At 46.2% G+C, this 18546-nt stretch carries 16 protein-coding genes; 11 read left to right on the forward strand and 5 right to left on the reverse strand.

What is annotated here, in order from left to right; all coding sequences use genetic code 11:
• Positions 1 to 499 precede the first annotated feature (499 nt).
• The 3 genes from guaB to tadA all read left to right on the forward strand — a co-directional run bounded on the left by guaB (position 500) and on the right by tadA (position 4090).
• Positions 500 to 1966 (forward strand): IMP dehydrogenase, encoded by a 1467-nt coding sequence (gene guaB / locus V2P20_RS00405; protein WP_331814848.1) that lies wholly within the window; start codon positions 500 to 502, stop codon positions 1964 to 1966.
• A gap of 82 nt (positions 1967 to 2048) precedes the next feature.
• Positions 2049 to 3638, forward strand: coding sequence for a glutamine-hydrolyzing GMP synthase (gene guaA, locus V2P20_RS00410; protein ID WP_331814850.1), 1590 nt, complete (start codon positions 2049 to 2051; stop codon positions 3636 to 3638).
• Positions 3629 to 4090, forward strand: coding sequence for a tRNA adenosine(34) deaminase TadA (gene tadA, locus V2P20_RS00415; protein WP_331814851.1), 462 nt, complete (start codon positions 3629 to 3631; stop codon positions 4088 to 4090). Before guaA ends, tadA begins: the two co-directional genes overlap by 10 nt.
• 227 nt (positions 4091 to 4317) lie before the next feature.
• Here the strand turns inward: tadA and pgi are convergent, their stop codons facing one another.
• Positions 4318 to 5949: a glucose-6-phosphate isomerase gene (gene pgi, locus V2P20_RS00420; protein WP_331814852.1), complete on the reverse strand. Its 1632-nt coding sequence runs from the start codon at positions 5947 to 5949 to the stop codon at positions 4318 to 4320.
• Positions 5950 to 6234: 285 nt separating this feature from the next.
• Between pgi and V2P20_RS00425 the strand changes: the two genes are divergently transcribed.
• The 4 genes from V2P20_RS00425 to V2P20_RS00440 all read left to right on the forward strand — a co-directional run bounded on the left by V2P20_RS00425 (position 6235) and on the right by V2P20_RS00440 (position 9457).
• Positions 6235 to 6828 carry a hypothetical protein gene (locus V2P20_RS00425; protein WP_331814854.1) on the forward strand — a complete coding sequence of 198 codons (594 nt, stop codon included), beginning with the start codon at positions 6235 to 6237 and terminating at the stop codon, positions 6826 to 6828.
• A 387-nt stretch (positions 6829 to 7215) separates the two neighbouring features.
• Positions 7216 to 8124: a copper oxidase gene (locus V2P20_RS00430; RefSeq protein WP_331814856.1), complete on the forward strand. Its 909-nt coding sequence runs from the start codon at positions 7216 to 7218 to the stop codon at positions 8122 to 8124.
• Between the two features lie 65 nt (positions 8125 to 8189).
• A complete protein-coding gene (locus V2P20_RS00435; RefSeq protein WP_331814858.1) occupies positions 8190 to 8615 on the forward strand; it encodes a YqaA family protein in 426 nt (141 codons plus the stop codon).
• Positions 8616 to 8671: 56 nt separating this feature from the next.
• Positions 8672 to 9457, forward strand: coding sequence for a hypothetical protein (locus V2P20_RS00440; protein ID WP_331814860.1), 786 nt, complete (start codon positions 8672 to 8674; stop codon positions 9455 to 9457).
• 83 nt (positions 9458 to 9540) lie between these two features.
• Here the strand turns inward: V2P20_RS00440 and V2P20_RS00445 are convergent, their stop codons facing one another.
• From V2P20_RS00445 to rfaQ, 4 genes are all read right to left on the reverse strand, one after another.
• On the reverse strand, positions 9541 to 10356 hold the full coding sequence (locus tag V2P20_RS00445) for a glycosyltransferase family 2 protein (RefSeq protein WP_331814863.1): 816 nt from the start codon (positions 10354 to 10356) through the stop codon (positions 9541 to 9543).
• Positions 10353 to 11138: a glycosyltransferase family 2 protein gene (locus V2P20_RS00450; protein ID WP_331814865.1), complete on the reverse strand. Its 786-nt coding sequence runs from the start codon at positions 11136 to 11138 to the stop codon at positions 10353 to 10355. Before V2P20_RS00450 ends, V2P20_RS00445 begins: the two co-directional genes overlap by 4 nt.
• Positions 11093 to 12169, reverse strand: coding sequence for an O-antigen ligase family protein (locus V2P20_RS00455; protein ID WP_331814868.1), 1077 nt, complete (start codon positions 12167 to 12169; stop codon positions 11093 to 11095). Before V2P20_RS00455 ends, V2P20_RS00450 begins: the two co-directional genes overlap by 46 nt.
• A 124-nt stretch (positions 12170 to 12293) precedes the next feature.
• The gene (gene rfaQ / locus V2P20_RS00460; RefSeq protein WP_331814870.1) at positions 12294 to 13415 is read right to left on the reverse strand and encodes a putative lipopolysaccharide heptosyltransferase III; all 1122 of its coding nucleotides are present in this window, start codon (positions 13413 to 13415) and stop codon (positions 12294 to 12296) included.
• Between the two features lie 216 nt (positions 13416 to 13631).
• Between rfaQ and msbA the strand changes: the two genes are divergently transcribed.
• The 4 genes from msbA to rfaD all read left to right on the forward strand — a co-directional run bounded on the left by msbA (position 13632) and on the right by rfaD (position 18416).
• A complete protein-coding gene (gene msbA, locus V2P20_RS00465; protein WP_331814872.1) occupies positions 13632 to 15392 on the forward strand; it encodes a lipid A export permease/ATP-binding protein MsbA in 1761 nt (586 codons plus the stop codon).
• Positions 15393 to 15473: 81 nt separating this feature from the next.
• A complete protein-coding gene (locus tag V2P20_RS00470; protein WP_331814874.1) occupies positions 15474 to 16049 on the forward strand; it encodes an SIS domain-containing protein in 576 nt (191 codons plus the stop codon).
• The gene (hldE, locus tag V2P20_RS00475; RefSeq protein ID WP_331814876.1) at positions 16030 to 17454 is read left to right on the forward strand and encodes a bifunctional D-glycero-beta-D-manno-heptose-7-phosphate kinase/D-glycero-beta-D-manno-heptose 1-phosphate adenylyltransferase HldE; all 1425 of its coding nucleotides are present in this window, start codon (positions 16030 to 16032) and stop codon (positions 17452 to 17454) included. The genes V2P20_RS00470 and hldE overlap by 20 nt, the downstream gene beginning before the upstream one ends.
• Positions 17451 to 18416, forward strand: a complete 966-nt coding sequence (gene rfaD / locus V2P20_RS00480; protein WP_331814878.1) for an ADP-glyceromanno-heptose 6-epimerase — start codon at positions 17451 to 17453, stop codon at positions 18414 to 18416. The genes hldE and rfaD overlap by 4 nt, the downstream gene beginning before the upstream one ends.
• The last annotated feature ends 130 nt before the right edge of the window (positions 18417 to 18546 follow it).

An 18546-nucleotide genomic window follows, 5' to 3' on the forward strand; every position in this document is an offset into this window, starting at 1 on the left:
TGCCCATTTATTTAGGCTTTTTTGAATTTGTGCATAACGCCAGAAAACGCGGTAAAGCGTTATTAAGTTCACTGTTGGAACTGATTATCAGCTAACTCCCCGGAATCCATTATGAGCCAAGATAATTATTGTTGGTATTGATGCGTTTTGACTTAAATTACATTGTCTTATGTTTTATAGGCGCCAATAAATTAAGACAATGTAAAAATAGCTTAAGTGTAGGAATCAATCAATAGCCCAGCTACAGAAAGAAACCATATGGATTCCAGTCTATATGCAGAGAATAAATGCATCTGTTCTATTAAGTAACTCTGCTTAGGCATCTATTCAATTAGTCCTTGTCCTAGTTTTATGCCCTTAGGTGTTTCTTAGAAGACAAGTCGAGAGCCACAGGAGCTACACTTTTGTGGGAATATGTCAAGAAATTAAATTATAATATGGCGATTATTGGCAGTTAGTGCTATAGTTTCATGTTAATTAAGGCTTTTAGGTGTGGTTTATGCAAATTATTCAGGAAGCGCTCACGTTTGATGACGTTTTATTAGTGCCCGCGCACTCGACTGTGCTGCCACGAGATGTAGAAATGAAAACGCAATTGACACGTGGCATTGCGCTGAATATTCCTCTGGTTGCCGCGGCTATGGATACCGTAACAGAGGCACGACTTGCGATTGCCATCGCTCAGGAAGGCGGCATAGGCATCATTCATAAAAATATGACTGCCGAGCAGCAGGCGCTGGAAGTTAGTAACGTTAAAAAGTACGAGAGCGGAGTAATCAAAAATCCAATTACCGTTTCGCCTGATACCAGTATTCGGGACGTTATTAACTTAACGCGGGCTAAAAATATTTCCGGCGTACCGGTAGTCGATGGCGATAAGCTGGTCGGTATTGTAACGAGCCGTGATTTGCGTTTTGAAACTCGTTTTGACGAGCCGGTAACCAAGGTCATGACGCCCAAAGAACGTTTGGTTACGGTTAGTGAAAATGCCGATCGTAAAGAAGCGATTGCGTTGCTGCATGAGCATCGCATAGAAAAAGTGCTGGTCGTGAATGATGCATTTCATTTACGGGGTATGATTACCGTAAAAGATATTCAGAAAGCCAAGGATTACCCATTGGCCTGTAAAGATGAACATGAAAGGCTGCGAGTCGGCGCTGCGGTTGGCACCGGGCATGGCACTGAAGAGCGTGTGGCTGCGCTGGTGGCGGCTGGTGTCGACGTTATTGTAGTCGATACGGCGCATGGCCATTCGCAAGGCGTTTTGGACAGAGTGCGCTGGGTTAAACAGAATTATCCCGGAGTTCAGGTCATCGGGGGCAATATCGCTACTGCGGAAGCGGCGCGCGCATTGGTTGAGGCTGGCGCCGATGGCGTCAAGGTCGGTATTGGGCCGGGTTCTATTTGCACAACGCGCATTATTGCCGGCGTCGGTGTGCCGCAAATCACGGCAGTCAGTAATGTGGCCGATGCATTGAAAGGTACTGGCGTGCCTTTAATTGCAGATGGCGGTATCCGTTATTCCGGTGATGTCGCTAAAGCACTGGCTGCGGGAGCATATGCCGTGATGTTGGGCGGATTATTCGCCGGCACTGAAGAGGCGCCAGGCGAAATTGAGCTGTTTCAGGGGCGTTCTTACAAATCATATCGTGGCATGGGTTCTTTGGGGGCAATGTCTCAACAGCAAGGTTCCAGTGATCGTTATTTTCAGGAAGAAACCGAACTGGTCGAAAAACTGGTGCCGGAAGGCATTGAAGGTCGAGTGCCTTATAAAGGCAGCTTGCTGGCCGTTATTCATCAATTGCTGGGTGGTGTTCGCGCCAGCATGGGTTACACCGGCAGTCAAACTATCGCCGCACTGCATGAAAGGGCGCAATTTGTGCGTGTGACCAGTGCGGGTATGAGAGAAAGTCATGTACATGACGTGACCATTACAAAAGAAGCGCCCAATTACCGCCTCGATTAAACGCCGGCGATACAAAGATACATTGTTGGGGCTCTCAGGAGCCCCTTGTTTTTTTAAACGAATATAACTGTCGAGTTTTAACGTGAAGCAGCAACAGTCCGCGAATATCCATTCGCACAAAATCCTTATTTTAGATTTCGGCTCGCAATATACTCAATTAATCGCGCGGCGAATTCGCGAAATCGGCGTTTACTGCGAAATTTACTCCTGCGAATGCAGTGCGGAAGATGTTGAACAATTCGCGCCCAATGGCATTATCTTGTCGGGTGGTCCCGAAACGGTAACCAGCGGCGATACGCCGAGAGCGCCGCAAATCGTGTTTGATCTGGGCGTGCCTGTATTGGGTATTTGTTACGGATTGCAGACTATGACTGCGCAGCTGGGCGGCAAGGTTGAGTCTTCCGATCACAGGGAATTCGGTTATGCGCAGATCAGGGCGCGCGGCCATTCCAAATTACTGGCCGGTATAGAGGATCATGTTTCTGAGGAAGGCTATGGGTTGCTGGATGTTTGGATGAGTCATGGCGACCGTGTTGTTGACATGCCTGATGGTTTCATGCTAATTGCCAGCTCGGACGGGGCGCCTGTTGCCGGTATCGCCAATGAAGAAAAAGCGTTTTACGGTCTGCAGTTCCATCCGGAAGTCACCCACACGAAGCAGGGTGGACGCATATTGTCCCGCTTTGTGTTGGATATTTGTGGTTGCGAAGCGTTATGGACAGCCAGCAATATCATAGAAGACAGCATTCAGTCCGTGCGCGCGATGGTCGGTAGCGATCAGGTCATTTTAGGCTTGTCCGGCGGGGTGGATTCATCTGTTGTGGCGGCGTTGCTGCATAAGGCCATAGGCGATCAGTTGACCTGCGTTTTTGTCGATACCGGTCTGCTGCGTTTGCACGAAGGCGATCAAGTTATGGCGACTTTTGCCGAGCACATGGGGGTTAAAGTCATCAGAGTCAATGCGGAGCAGCGCTATCTGGACGCCTTGAACGGCGTCAGCGATCCCGAGCAGAAACGCAAGATTATCGGCAATTTGTTCATTGAAATCTTTGATGAAGAAGCGGCGAAATTAACCGATGCAAAATGGTTGGCGCAGGGCACGATTTATCCCGATGTGATTGAGTCTGCGGGTTCGAAAAGCGGCAAGGCGCACCTGATCAAATCTCATCACAATGTCGGCGGGTTGCCTGAAGATATGACCTTGAAGTTGGTCGAGCCCTTGCGGGAATTGTTCAAGGATGAGGTTAGAAAGCTGGGCCTGGAGCTGGGCCTGCCCTCAGAAATGATATTCCGTCATCCGTTTCCTGGACCCGGTTTAGGCGTCAGGATTTTAGGTGAAGTCAAAAAACAGTATGCGGACTTGTTGCGTCAGGCTGATGCTATCTTCATTGAAGAGCTGTACCGGCATGAGCTTTATGATAAAGTCAGCCAGGCCTTTGCCGTATTTCTGCCGGTCAAGTCGGTCGGCGTTATGGGCGATGGCCGTCGTTACGATTATGTCGTCGCTCTGAGGGCTGTTGAAACGATTGATTTCATGACGGCGCGTTGGGCGAATTTGCCTTACGAATTTCTTGATGTGGTTTCTCGCCGTATTATTAATGAAGTGCCAGGCATCTCGCGTGTGGCTTATGATATATCCGGCAAGCCGCCCGCAACCATTGAATGGGAATAATACAATCACAGGATGAGGCATGGATGCGCTATGCCATCAGGCTGGCGCAACGTGCCGAGCAACAGGGAGAAGTTCCGATCGGCGCTGTCATCGTTAAGGATGATCAGTGTATTGCCGAAGGCTGGAACATGCCGATAGGTATTCATGATCCGACTGCTCATGCCGAGATCATAGCTGTCCGCAGGGCTGGTATTGCGCTGGAAAATTATCGGCTCTGTGACGCTACGTTATACGTTACGTTGGAGCCTTGTGTGATGTGCATGGGCGCTATCAGCCATGCGCGCATTAAGCGGCTTGTTTTCGGAGCCTTCGATCCCAAACGGGGCGCTGTTTGCAACGCCTTGTCACTGACCGATGCAAGCTTTTTAAATCACCGGGTCAATTGGGCCGGTGGCGTGTTGGAAGAAGAATGCGGGGAATTGTTAAAGGATTTTTTTCGCGCTAGGCGTTGATATCGCTTCTGATCGGTGCGTTCCATAGCCATTATCGCAGCATGCTAAGTGTGATCGGTTGCCTGAATCTGACCTGATGTTGTCAGTATTATGATCGAAGCAACGCCAGGGCTTTGAGCTGGCGTTGCATGATGCCGCAACTCAATTAGAGTTGCGGCATCACCATTTGCTTTGCCGGTTATTTGAATGATGCTCAGATATTTTAATGCGTTAACCTGGAGATGCCGTTATCGGTATTGTTTATAAGTGTTGATCAGCGCATTAGTAGAGCCATCATGGCTTTTGATAATTTCATCATTCTGAAGCTCGGGAAGTATGGCTTTGGCTAATACTTTTCCCAATTCCACACCCATCTGGTCAAAAGAATTGATGTTCCAGATCACGCCTTGAACGAAGATTTTATGTTCATACAATGCGATCAATGAGCCCAATGTTTTGGGTGTCAGTTTCTTGAATAAAAATGCATTGGATGGCTTGTTGCCTTCAAATACTTTTGATGCGACCAGTACCGGGTCGGCCTGTTCGGACGGTGTCAGTTCCCGTTTGACCTCTTCGGCCGTTTTGCCTTTCATCAAAGCTTCAGGTTGCGCCAGGAAGTTTGAGATCAAAATGTCATGATGTTCAGGCAAATGGTAATGACTTTGTGCAGGGGCCAGGAAGTCACAAGGAATCAGTTTGGTGCCCTGGTGTATGAGCTGATAAAAAGCGTGCTGGCCATTAGTGCCGGGCTGGCCCCAGATAATCTGGCCGGTGCTGTAGTCAACCTTTTCGCCATTCATATCGATGCTTTTGCCGTTGCTTTCCATGTCGCCCTGCTGAAAGTAATCGGCTAAATAGCGTAGAGATTGGTCATAGGGCAAAATGGCGTGCGATTCGGCATTAAAGAAGTTATTATACCAGATGCCCAGCAGGCCCATGATGACAGGGATATTTTTCTCAAAAGGCGTGCTGCGGAAGTGTTCGTCAACTTCATGAGCACCCTGCAACAACTGCTCAAAATTGTCCATGCCGACATACAAGGCAATGGATAGGCCTATGCTTGACCAAAGTGAATAACGGCCGCCTACCCAATCCCAGAATTCAAACATATTGTTGGCGTCTATCCCGAACTCGGCAATTTTGTCAATATCGGTCGAAATGGCGACAAAATGCTTGGCAACGGCTTTTTGATCTTTCGCACTGTCTAGAAACCAGTTTCTTGCAGACTTTGCATTAGTCATGGTTTCGTGCGTGTTGAATTTTTTGGACGCGATAAGAAATAATGTCGTTTCAGGGGACAAGCGTTTTAACGTTTCTACAAGATCGGCCTGATCCACGTTGGAGACAAAATGGACTTTTAAGGCATCTGTGGCATAAGGTGTCAAAGCTGTCGAAGCCATTTTGGGGCCTAAGTCAGAGCCTCCGATACCAATATTGACGATGTCGGTGATGGCTTTGCCGGTATAACCCTTCCATTCGCCCGAGCGAACACTATCGCAGAAGGCGCGCATTTTAGCGAGCACCTCGTTGATCTGCGGCATGACGTCTTGCCCATCCACATAAACCGGCTTATTGCTCCGGTTACGCAGAGCGGTATGCAGAACGGCTCTGCGTTCGGTATTGTTGATAATCGCTCCGGAGAACATGGCATGGATTTTTGATTCAAGCCCAGCGTGTCTGGCAAGATCCATGAGAAGAGGCAGTGTTTCCTCTGTTATTCTGTTCTTGGAATAGTCAAAAAGAATATCGTTGAAAGTAAGAGAGAACTTATCGAAACGATGACTGTCACTTTCAAAGCTGTCGCGCAGTGAATGCTTGTGTATCTGATGATAATGGTTTTGTAAGGCTTTCCAGGCTTCTGAGGTGGTCAGAGATGACATTGTGCTGAGTTCCGGCTGAATAAAATTTAGTATAAGTCTACGAAAAGGGCCCAATGATGGCAATAGCGCTATAAGGGCATTATCATTTGGCAACATTATACTTTTATAGCACATGACTTTCCATCAATTCCTTTATTTGTATGGGGCGATATGCTAGAGTTGCAAGTTGCTATGAGCCAAGATAGAGAGCAAATACAGTTTTTATGAGCTCAAGCTACGTAAATAGGGGCGGTTGCATTTTTCCTAATAATAATAATTATTTATTTAGCAAAACTGGAAGGTAGTATGAATAGAGCACAATTGTTAAGAGGATTTGTCCTGGGATTCCTGGGGTTGTTTTTTTCTGCCTCGTTGTGGGCACACGGTGGAGCAGCTGGTACCGATACCGACCAATGTAAATTTGAATTGGAAAAGGATCATTGGATTCACTATACCGCTTATCAACCGAAAGCTTTCCCGGCCGAAGATTTTTGCGGCAACATTCCCAATACCAATACATTAACTCAGCTTGTATTTGATTATCAGGACGTCAGATACAGAAATATGGCGGTTGAGTTTGAAGTAACAAAAGAACCTGAAGGCACTCGGGTGTTTTTTCAAGAAGCTAATAAACATAAATCCGGTACTGTAGTTTTATCTTTGCCTAACGGTGTGCCAGAAGTTGGCAAGTATCTGATTCATATTACATTAGTGCCAGATCAGGGTGATAGGCTGGATGCTCACATGAGCTTTATGGCAGGCAAAGGTCAAGAAGTAAAAAGCGGTAGCATACTCTTATACGCATTCTTTGCATTTGCAGGCTTATACGTACTGTATCTGTCTCATGCAGGCTTCAAGCGTTTGATCGATGGAATATTAGCTAAGGTTAAAAGTTTTTGATCAGTAACTGATAGTCAAGATTAACAATTAGTTATTTAAAAGCCAGACCCTAAATTATCGGAACTTCCTTGATGTTTTAGGGTCTGAATATGACGTTAATGCAATTTATGGCATGGCTATCATGGATTTGCCCAAGACGGGATCAACAAAATTAAGATGCAGATAAAATTTTTTGAATGCAGAATGCCAGTCTGGCAAGATTTGATCTACCGCCTAATCTAGGTAAAGTGGATGCAGTAGTTTATGTTGAACCGGAGCCAAGACTGTCAAAAAACAGTATGCAGGATCTTTGGCAAGGGATATGCATTCAGAAATTTTTCTGACCAGTTTTTATTATTCTTTAATAAAAACTTTTGTTGATTTTTTCCAGTAAAGAGGAAACTTAGAATGGTGAAGTTGTTATCAGTGGCGATAATAAGCTTTCTTTTTTCCGTACCGGCTATGGCTGCGGAAGAGTATGAAGAGCATAACTCGCTTATGAGTCATGGCGATGGCCACTTAATGGATATGGGTGGCGGCATGGTGATGGGGCAGAATGCCGATACCCTGCCAGGCGGCTGCGAAGAAATATCTGAAACTAAGGAAATTACTGTCCGCGCCGGCCATAAATACGCTGAAAAGTTTCCAGGAAGAATGTTCGCGTTTGACACTCAGGAATTTAATTTCAAACCCTGTACCAAGCTGACGGTTCATTTTATCAATGAAGATAACATCCGCCACCAATGGATGATGCATGGTCTGCCCAAGTATTTGTATCCGAAAGGCATGTTCCATTTGGAAGTAACAGGCCCTGCAAAAATTTCCGGCACACTGATTCTTCCCCCCGGCGATAAAACTTATCTGGTGCACTGCGATATTGCCCAACATATGGAAAAAGGCATGAAAGCCCAGTTGAAAGTTGGTAAAGGCGAAGGAGATCTGCCTAGTATTCCAGGTGTAACAGATTATGCTATTCAAGATGATTACTCAGGCATTCAACCGATAACAGCCGCGGCTGTTTCTGGCAATGCGGGTGTTCAGACTGCTGCTCCAATGGCTGCAACAAAAAGTGCGCCTGCAGTCGCACCAGAGCAAAAAGACGAATCGATGATTTCAGGAATGACTGTAATTGGATTGGCGATCGGCTTACTGCTGGCGCCATTTTTGGCTCGCAAATTCAAAGGAATGAGCGCATCGGAAATAGTGGCTTATATTTTCGATTTATTGAGATCGACTGTAGAACTGATTGTAAAATTTTTGTCTGATCTGGTTAAGCTGGTCATTTCCAGCAAGAACAAGACATTACCCGGAAGTTAAATTCTGGCAATATAAAAACCCCTGTGCTTTTTGGGCTACAGGGGTTTTTTTTTGGGAGAAATTAAGTGCAAGAGATGCTGGTTGGAATAGAGGGATTATTCATTAGTGCCTTTATATCATCAACGATTGCCCCAGGCGGATCTGAGGCGGTACTGGCTTATATGGTAGCGGAAGGCAATTATCAGATTGAACAATTAGTCATTGTTGCCACTATAGGCAATACGCTGGGAGCCATGACGACATGGATTTTAGGCCTTCTGGCCGCTAAAAAATTTCCTGTGGCTACGCTATTGCCGGAAAAGAAGCGGAAAGCGCTCGATATAGTCAGAAAAAGAGGCATTTGGGCATTATTTTTTTCATGGTTGCCATTGGTTGGGGATGCTTTGTGTTTTGCTGGCGGTTGGTTGAGGCTTCCTTTATTGCCGGCTTGTTTAATCATTTTGTCGGGTAAATTTGCAAGGTACGCCGCAATTGCTTGGGTATTTATATAAGGCCATGTCATAGAAGACTTTATGACGGAGCCAAAGTTAATTTGACGAGGTAAAAAATGTTACGCCATTTCCCACCTGTTAATGGTGCATATGCGCATAAAAAACGGGATTACTTTATAGCAGCCTTTACTTTTTTTTGTGTAGCGGTCTGTTTAACGGCTGACGCTAATGCTGCGCTGGAGAAACAAAATGCGCTAGGCGTCTGCGGATGGGTGTTTTTAACAGGTTTACTGCTCGGTGAAAATAAAGAAGTCAGAATGCAGGTAATTATTGCCATCATTTTTGCCACTATAGGGGAACATTTTGCCTCGCCTTTTATGGGCGGGTACACCTATCGTTTTGGCAATGTACCGGCTTATGTGCCGCCGGGGCATGGCATGGTTTATTTGACGGCTGTGGCATTGGGGCGTTCAGGACTGTTTCTAATATATGCCAGAGAAATCGCCACATTTGTAGTGCTCGTGTGTGGTGCCTGGTCGGCCTGGGGCATCAGCGGCTATGCGGAGCAGGGTGATTATGTAGGTGCTTTGCTGTTTTGCGTTTTTCTGATTTATCTTTTCAAGGGTCGTTCACCCATGATTTATCTTGCAGCCTTTTTTATTACCACATGGTTGGAAATTATTGGCACCGCGGTTGGGACCTGGAAATGGGCGGCTATCGATCCGGTGTTGCATTTGCCGCAAGGCAATCCGCCAAGCGGCGTTGCTGCCTGGTATTGCTTAGTCGATGCGGTAGCGATGGGTGGCGCTGCACCGCTATTACGAGCGCTGAAAACGGTCGGTACGCGTATTAAACCGGATAAATCACGAGAAAGTGCTTATCAAGGAGCCAGTAACGAGTAATAAATTAGAGAGATGCTGATTGAGGAAATAAACGAATAGTTTTCGACTTGATACAAAACAGCAACTAATAAAAAAGGGCGGGTTCAAATGTATTGATCCAGTCCTTTTTCCGCCTGAATGAACTCCCGTTCATTCAGGCGCTCCATAAGCCGCTGAAAGTTTTTATCATGCTGGCTTTGATCGTTTTGCCGGTGCCACAGATGCAAGACAGGTACAGCGAATCGGCCTTCCTTGCGTTTAATGCCGTTATGTATCAGGCGAATCACCAGATCAGAATCTTCATAACCCCAGCCTTGGAAAAGTTCGTCAAAACCGTTAACCGCCATAAAATCATTTTTCCACATGGCCAAGTTACAGGTCATGGCTTTTTGCCAGCGGAGTGGATGTATCAGGCGTAACGGCCCCATGGGCAAGGATATGAGCGGAACGATTCTGTTTATTTTGCCAGTCAGCCAGCGGAAAATAAAATAAGCTTTTGATTGACTATGAAGGGGAATTTTCTCGCTCAGGACTGTTTGGGTGAAGTTTTCGGTTAAAAGCATGCGATTGCCGGGTATAAAGTAGCCCTTGGCGGCTAAGCGGCGATGGACTTTTATAAAGTCTGGAAAAACTACGCAGTCGCCATCGAGAAAAATCAGATAGTCGCCTTGGCTGCGAGCAACTGCTTTGTTTCGAATAGTGCCGGCTCTGAAGCCTTGGTCTTCATGATAGATATGCTTGATCGGTATTGAACTGCTGGAGTACCGATTCTTTATCAATTTCCGAGTTTCAAATGTTGAGCCATCATCAGCAACAAGAACTTCAAAATTCTGATCTTCTTGGCTTAACAGGCTTTGCAAACTGGCATCCAATGCTTCTGGCCAGTTATAGGTCGTGACAATGACAGAAATCAAGCTCACGTCTTTGGCTCCTTGTTCCGTTGCATATCCAGCAATTTCAGATATTTATAATAAGTGCCTTCGGCATTGGATATGGCGAGCATGAGCCCTTGCTGTCCATCCAGAAAAGCGGCCTTTAAACAGTAAGTGCGAAAAAAAGTCCAGAATCCTTTAACTATTGCCTGGAATAATGTGGTTTTTTTGCCAGCCTGGTGCAGTTTTTCAGCGCCCAGTGACGAATAACTGTTGATTTTGTGCAGGACTTCTTCAGGGTTTATAAACGCTTCATGAATCAGCGGTGTTTTTAAGCGCTGGATAGCGCCGTCGACAATAATGCGTTCATGCACCAGATCTTCGGTGAAATGCCCGTGTTCACGTTGAAATAAACGCAACACATAATCGGGCCACCATCCGCCATGCCTGATCTGTTTGCCGCAATAGCTTGAAAGACGCGGTATCTCAAAGCCACTGATATGGGCTTGGCTCATGGCCTGCTCAATTTCTTTTCTCAATTCAGGCGTCACTTGCTCGTCGGCATCGATAGACAGGATCCACGGCTGGGTTGCCTTGCTGACGGCTCGCTGTTTTTGAATGCCGAAACCCGGCCAGTCAGTCATAAACACCTTGTCAGTGTAGCGCCGGCAGATGTCGACCGTATTGTCTTCGCTGCCTGAATCCAGAACAATGATTTCATCCGCCCACGCGATAGATTCCAGGCAACGGGCAATATGCGCGGATTCGTTCTTGGTGATAATAACTACGCTGAGCATGGTTTTGTATGGGTCGGCAACGTTGCAAAGCATAGGGCTATCATAGTGATAAACCAGTGCCCTTCGGTAAAGTCGAGAATTGTGGAGTTAAAAAGACTATTGGTGGCAAGCGCTACCAATATGCCTTGCGCCAGCCATTTATATTCATTTGCCAGTTTTAACGAACATTGATATTGACTGAACAAAAAGGCTAAAAACAGCAACAGGCCGGCTATGCCGGTCTGTACGGTAATCATTAAATATTCATTATGGGGATTGTTGGACGCAATATCGGTTTTTGCCGCCACTCTACCGTACTCAACAGGATAACTGCCTGTGCCATGGCCTAGCCAAGGGTTTTCAGCGATGAGCGTCAGCGAATGTTTCCAGAAAGTTAGTCTTTGCCCCTCGGATGAGTTGGTTCCGCCGTTTTCAGAATGCAGATAATTTTGGGTTTGTGAAAAGCCCTCGTTGATGCGATTGGCTCTATCGGAACAGGTTATGAAGACTAAAAGTAGCGTGACGGTAGCAGTAATTAGCAATACTGCCTTTTTTGCAGGGAACCGCTGAATATAAAAAAGCATCATTAATAGCAGAAAAATCAACTGTCCGGTGCGGCCGGAGACGAGGAAGAATAAATTGTGAATACATAAAATAATCAAAGCAATATAGAGCAACCTGTATTTGCCTGCTTGCAAGGATTTATGTGCGCAGAAAAAGGCAAAGAAAGCCACTAAAAGGCTGTGAGTAATGCGGTTTTTAATGCAGGGGTCCATTGTCGGCTGCATATAATCGATGAAGCCGAAATAAATGGCATAAGAGCCTAATAGCGTCATAACAGACGCAATAATAAAAGCGTTCCATGCCCATTGTCTGGTGGATTCGGACTGAAAAAATGGCGGCAGGATGATCAGCAACAAAAGCTCACGATATTTGCTGAGCGTGGAAAAGGCATTTTCAGGCGAGTTTGTGCTGTAAGTGACGCCAAAAGCTAAATAAAAAAACAATAATAATGCAAACAGAGCCAGCGGATTTTGCGTTACAAAGATTGGCAAGGACATAAATTGAGCCGAGCTGATCCACAACAGCAACAATGCCGCGGAAAATACAACAGTTAAGGCGGTAGAAAAAGGCAGGGTTAAAATCAGCAGAATGACGATATAGCTGCCAATGCCGATCATTAATGGCTGAGATTGGATATACTGTTTTTTAAAGGACATGGGTTGTTTTCTGCTGTTGGCGTTGCTCTTGATTCAATATTAGCCGGATGGTTTTCTTGATGGTTTCCGGACTGATATTTTCCAGGCATGCGCTGCGGCTTTGTCGATTTCGGTCACAGCCTTCCTGATGGCAGGGTACACAATCGGCAATGCCTTGAATTAAATAAATATTGTTGACTTGCTGATCGCCTAGTTTCCGGAACGGATTTTCGTCGCTATCATAATTGGTGGGCCAAGGGGCCCATTTGACAGGATTGGTCGGACCGTATAACGCAATGACCGGAACGCCCATGGCTGCGGCCAGATGGGTTATGCCCGTGTCGGGACCGATGTATAATTTTGCCTTACTGATAATATCGGCAAGCTGCGATATAGTAGTTTTACCGGCCAAGTTCAAGACCTCAGGCGATAATTGCCGATGAATTTCGTTTACGTAATCAATTTCTTCCGGCGCGGGGCCGCCTGATAGCACTACCTTTAAACCTGAATCCTGAAGAAATTGCGCAGTTTCAATCCAGCCATTGATCGTCCATCGTTTATAATGCCACATCGGATAGGCATGAAGAACAGCATAGGCCGAGTGGTCAGAGAGAGCGGGAAGCGCCTGATCGCCAGTTGGTTGCGGAGAAACCAGCGTATAATTTCTGGCGATGCCTAGGAGATCCGCCAGTTTTAAGAGTTGTAGCACGGTGTGCGTATTTTCATCATCAAATTCAGTCCAATATTGAACCAAATAGCGTTTCCATGCTCCTTTTTGATTTTTTTTCGGCACCACAGCGACACGCGTAGGTGCAGCTAACAATCCATAAATGAAAGGGCGATCCCCTGTCTGTGTAATGACTGCCAGGCTGTATCTCCTAAATAATTGCGAAACAAGATGTTGGTAATCAGCGCGTGTTGGACGTAAAGGCGTGGTTATTATCCGGTTGATATCTGGGTTTCCTTGTAAGATAGCGGCCGTGTTGTCAAATACCAAAACATCTATTTGCGCCTGTGGATAGGCTTTATGAAGTGAGCGTACTAAGGGCGTTATCAGCAACACATCGCCAAGATGGCGTAAGGCAATGACCAATATTCTGGAAGGAGGAGCTAGCGATGGATGTTTCTTCATTCAGTGTATGCAATTTTTAATCTCATAACAATACCGCGATATTTTACAGTCTTGCTATGGAATGTATAGCTTGTGTTCCAGAGGCGAAACAGTCTGATAAAAGCATCAGATGGGAGGCTATTACAGTCTTTTTCGTTAAAGAATGGTAATATTTTACTCATTTAAACATGAGTTACTACTGCCAAAGCATGTGAGTGGTATGAATTATATAAAAGTATGAAAAAAGAATCTGAAGCGAGTATACAAATATACAAGCGATTATTGACTTATGTAAAACCGCACCGTGGTTTTTTTGCAATCAGTATTCTGGGTTTTCTGATTTACTCGGCTACTCAGCCATTATTCGCGTCATTGATCAAGCATATTATTGACACGCTGCAAACCGAAGTGCGTGAGGGCATGTATTATTTGCCGTTGCTGTTTAGCGGCTTGATTGTGGTGCGAGGACTGGGGGCTTATCTGGGCAATTATTTTCTGGCCAAAGTATCCTGTAACGTCGTGCATGCACTAAGATGCGAAATTTTTGATCATTATACGCGTTTGCCCACTGCTTATTTCGACGCGAACAATAGCGGTTATATGATTGCAAGAATCTCTAATAACGTCGGTGAGGTTACCAAGGCGACTACCGATGCGGTACGGACTTTCGTCAGGGAGGGGTTGACCGCTGTAGGTTTATTGGGATATCTGTTCTATTCAAACTGGATGTTGTCGATGGTCTTTGTCGCCATAACACCGATTATTGCGGTGCTGGTGAGTTACGTCAGTAAGCGATTACGCAACATCAGCAAGAAAATCCAGCAATCGGTGGGCGATATAACGCATATTACGTCCGAACTGGTAGGCGGCCATCGAATCGTGCGCAGCTATGGCGGCGAGGATTATGAGCGTCGGCGATTTATGAAGAGCAGCCTGGATAATCGGCGGCAATCGCTAAAGCTCTCCACGACACAGGCCGTGCATAATCCGATCATACAGCTCATCATTGCCGTAGCATTGTCCGGTTTGATGTATATGGCGCTGTTTTTTATGGAGCAGTCCAGCACAGGCGAATTTTTAGGCTATCTGACCGCGGCATTTCTGCTGCCCAGACCTGTCAGACAGTTAACGGAGGTTAATGGCGATATCCAGAAAGGTATTGCGGCGGCTGAATCCCTGTTCGATGTTCTGGATGAGCCAACAGAGCAGAATGATGGCATTTATCAAATAGATAAATGCAAAGGCAAGCTGGAGTTCAAGAACGTATCTTTTAAATATCCCGGAGCTACTGAGCTCGCTCTAAGGAACATCAGTTTCAAAGCGGATCCGGGGCAGACTATAGCACTAGTCGGCGCTTCCGGCGGCGGTAAAAGCACGCTGGCTAATCTGGTTTCCCGTTTTTATACGCATAAGACAGGCGAAATATTGCTCGATGGCGTTGAAATCAATACCTATGAACTAGCGAATTTAAGAAAACACCTGGCATTGGTTAATCAACAGGTCACCTTATTCAATGATACGATAGCCAATAATATAGCTTACGGCGCACTGGCAAACGCCGACAGAAAAGACATTATTGCCGCTGCAACCGATGCTTATGCAATGGAATTCATTAGCAAGCTGGAGCTGGGGTTTGATACCGAAATAGGTGAAAACGGCGTCAAATTGTCGGGTGGGCAAAGGCAACGATTAGCATTGGCAAGAGCGTTGCTGAAAGATGCGCCAGTCTTGATACTGGATGAGGCAACGTCGGCGCTGGATACCGAATCGGAGCGCTTTATACAGGCGGCCCTGCAAATAGTCATGCGCAATCGGACAACACTGGTGATAGCTCATAGACTATCAACCATAGAAAATGCGGATATGATTCTGGTTATCGATCATGGTCAAATCGTGGAAAGAGGTACGCATCAGGAACTCATTAAAAAAAATGGGGCTTATGCTCGCTTGCATCAGATGCAGCACAGGAATGACCGGAAACAAGCGGTTGTCAATTAATTGCCTATCAATTCGTTTTGAATAAAAACACTTTGTTTTAGCACGGCTAAAAAAGCCTTTTGAAACTATGGGGATACTATTTTGAAAGCATTTATTTCTGAGCTTGAAGAGCACAGAGAAATGATGACGCGCTTGGCCGACTGTTCCGAGAAAATAGAAGCAGCCGGAGAGCTATTGATCGAGACGCTGAAGCAGGGCGGAAAGATATTATTATGCGGTAATGGCGGCAGTGCTGCAGATTGTCAGCATATTGCAGCTGAATTGGTTGTCAGGTATGAAAAAAAACGGCGGGCGCTGGCAGCGATCGCTTTGACGACAGACAGTTCTATTTTAACGGCTCATACCAATGACTTTGAGTTTGAAACGGTTTTCTCGCGTCAGGTGGAAGCCCTCGCCAATGAAAAAGATTGTTTGGTAGCTATCTCCACATCGGGCCGAAGCAAGAATATTCTGAAAGCAGTTGAGGTTGCTAAATCGAAAGGCATGGCAGTGGTCGGTTTAACGGGCGGTGAAGGCGGAGAGTTGCATCATCAGGCTACACTCTCAATCATTGTGCCTTCCGCGGTAACAGCAAGAATTCAGGAAGCGCATATATTGATAGGTCACTGGTGGTGCAGTGTGATTGAGGAGGCAACAGATGTTGGTAGCGGCGTCTAAGTTTAAACAGGCTCATATTGTTGTCGTAGGCGATGTCATGCTGGATCGCTACTGGTCAGGACTAGCCGGTCGGATTTCGCCTGAAGCGCCTGTGCCGGTGGTTCGGGTCAAAGATATTGAAGATCGTATCGGTGGAGCCGGTAACGTAGCGGTGAATATCGCCAGACTAGGTGGCCAGGTGACATTATTGGGCGTCATTGGTGATGATGCCGAGGGCCAGATTCTTCAGAAGTTGTTGGAAGCAGAAGGCGTCGCATGCGACTTCATTGTTGAGCCCAACATGCGTAGTATCTGTAAATTGCGGATTATGGCCCAGCATCAGCAACTGCTCCGGCTTGATTTCGAAGAAACGCCGCTGCCGGTTAACAAAGAAGCCTTGTTAGCACGGCTTGCGCAGTATCTGCCTAAAAGTGATGCGGTCGTTTTCTCCGATTACGGCAAAGGTACATTGGCCCATGTTTCGGAATACATAGCCCATGCTAGGCAGGCCGGAGTTAAGGTTCTGGTCGATCCCAAAGGGGTTGATTATGGACGTTATGCTCAGGCCGATATCATAACGCCAAATCTTTCTGAATTGCAGGCCGTAGTGGGGGCTTGCGGAGACGAAAACAGCCTAATTGAAAGAGGTCGATTGCTGTTACGGCAATATCAAATCGATACGCTATTGCTGACACGCGGTGAAGCCGGCATGACGTTGATACAAGATGCTCATGCGCATTCCCTTCCGGCTCAAGCCAAGGATGTGTTTGACGTAACTGGTGCAGGCGATACGGTTATTGCGGTAATGGCTTTAGGCGTAGCGATTGGTAAAACACTGCATGATGCGATGTATTTGGCCAATTTGGCCGGCGGCATTGTAGTCGGTAAGCTCGGTACCTCAACTGTTTCTCTGCTGGAATTAATGCAGGCTACGCGCAGCGATCGGGATTCACAATACGGTGTCGTTTCTGAAGACGAATTAGCTCAGATTATCGCTAAGGCAAAAGCCAATGGCGAACGAATCATTATGACTAACGGCTGTTTCGATTTACTGCATGCCGGGCATGTCACTTATCTGGAGCAGGCCAGAGCTTTGGGTGATAGGTTGATTGTCGCGGTTAATTCTGATGCGTCAGTCAGACAGCTTAAAGGTAATTCACGTCCGATTAATGGTCTTCAGCAGCGTATGCTGGTGCTTGCGGCATTGGCCTGTGTGGATTGGGTAGTGTCGTTCGAAGAGGAAACGCCAGAGCGCCTATATTGCAGGTTATTACCTGATGTCATCGTCAAAGGCGGCGATTATCGGCCCGAGCAAGTCGCCGGCAGTGATTGCGTTATACAAGCGGGGGGCGAAGTGAAAATTTTACAGTTTGTTGATGGTCAGTCGACAACGTCCATGATCAAGAAAGCGAGGGGAGAAGAATGATTGTTGTTACCGGAGGCGCTGGATTTATCGGCAGTAATCTTGTTCGAGCCTTAAACGAGCGTGACGAGCGCAATATATTGCTGGTCGATCATCTGGTTAACGGCCGGAAAGTGCATAATATTGCTGATCTGGATATCGCCGATTACATGGATAAAGCTCAATTCATAGAGAAAATTGAATCGCCGGCTTTTCTAAACGATGTGCGCGCCGTTTTTCATCAGGGGGCTTGTTCTTCGACAACAGAATGGGACGGGCAATTCGTTATGACGAATAATTATGATTATTCAAAACGCTTGTTGCATTGGTGTATCGCAAAAAATGCAGCGTTTATATATGCATCATCTGCTTCAGTTTATGGTAATGGCGAGCACGGCTTTCGCGTCGATCGCAAATGCGAACATCCGATCAATATGTATGCCTATTCAAAATTTCAATTTGATCAATATGTTCGTCAGCTATTGCCAAATACGAAGAGCCAGATTGTCGGATTCCGGTACTTCAATGTCTACGGCCCAAGAGAACAGCATAAAGGCTCAATGAGCAGCACGGCATTTCATTTTAATCGTCAGATTATAGAGCAAAAGCGAGCCAAGCTATTTGCGGGTTGTGATGGCCTGGCTGACGGCGAGCAGAAACGAGACTTTGTCTACGTCGATGACGTGGTAGATGTTAACTTGTGGTTCTTGGATCACCCTGATCAGCATGGTATCTATAATATCGGAACCGGGCAGGCCGAAACTTTCAACACCGTTGCTCGAGCGGTTATCGATTGGCATAAAGAAGGTGATATTGAATATATTTCTTTTCCTGAGCATTTAAAAGGCGCTTATCAAAGTTATACCCAGGCGGATATTTCAGGCTTAAGACGAGCGGGTTATACCAAGGAATTTCTTAGCGTTAAAGAAGGTGTTGCCAGATATTTAAACTGGTTAAATTCTGCAGACAATAAAATATCTTTCTGAAGAAGATTATTGCTTGACGAATGAAAAAAAGCCGGTAGAATACGCCTCTTCCTTCGGGGCAGACGCCTCGGCAGGGCTTCAGGGAAGGCAAGCAAAGTCGACAGGGTGTTGACAAACGGGTCAGATCGGT

The sequence above is a fragment of the Methylobacter sp. Wu1 genome, from assembly GCF_036553575.1.
In the GTDB taxonomy this organism is placed as follows: domain Bacteria; phylum Pseudomonadota; class Gammaproteobacteria; order Methylococcales; family Methylomonadaceae; genus Methylobacter.

Excerpts from the sequence above, each read along its gene's own strand:
- V2P20_RS00430 (WP_331814856.1), top strand. The coding sequence starts at position 7,216 with ATGGTGAAGTTGTTATCAGTGGCGATAATAAGCTTTCTTTTTTCCGTA.
- tadA (WP_331814851.1), top strand. The coding sequence starts at position 3,629 with ATGGGAATAATACAATCACAGGATGAGGCATGGATGCGCTATGCCATC.
- msbA (WP_331814872.1), top strand. The coding sequence starts at position 13,632 with ATGAAAAAAGAATCTGAAGCGAGTATACAAATATACAAGCGATTATTG.
- rfaD (WP_331814878.1), top strand. The coding sequence starts at position 17,451 with ATGATTGTTGTTACCGGAGGCGCTGGATTTATCGGCAGTAATCTTGTT.
- guaB (WP_331814848.1), top strand. The coding sequence starts at position 500 with ATGCAAATTATTCAGGAAGCGCTCACGTTTGATGACGTTTTATTAGTG.
- pgi (WP_331814852.1), bottom strand. The coding sequence starts at position 5,949 with ATGTCATCTCTGACCACCTCAGAAGCCTGGAAAGCCTTACAAAACCAT.
- rfaQ (WP_331814870.1), bottom strand. The coding sequence starts at position 13,415 with ATGAAGAAACATCCATCGCTAGCTCCTCCTTCCAGAATATTGGTCATT.
- V2P20_RS00440 (WP_331814860.1), top strand. The coding sequence starts at position 8,672 with ATGTTACGCCATTTCCCACCTGTTAATGGTGCATATGCGCATAAAAAA.
- hldE (WP_331814876.1), top strand. The coding sequence starts at position 16,030 with ATGTTGGTAGCGGCGTCTAAGTTTAAACAGGCTCATATTGTTGTCGTA.
- V2P20_RS00425 (WP_331814854.1), top strand. The coding sequence starts at position 6,235 with ATGAATAGAGCACAATTGTTAAGAGGATTTGTCCTGGGATTCCTGGGG.
- V2P20_RS00450 (WP_331814865.1), bottom strand. The coding sequence starts at position 11,138 with ATGCTTTGCAACGTTGCCGACCCATACAAAACCATGCTCAGCGTAGTT.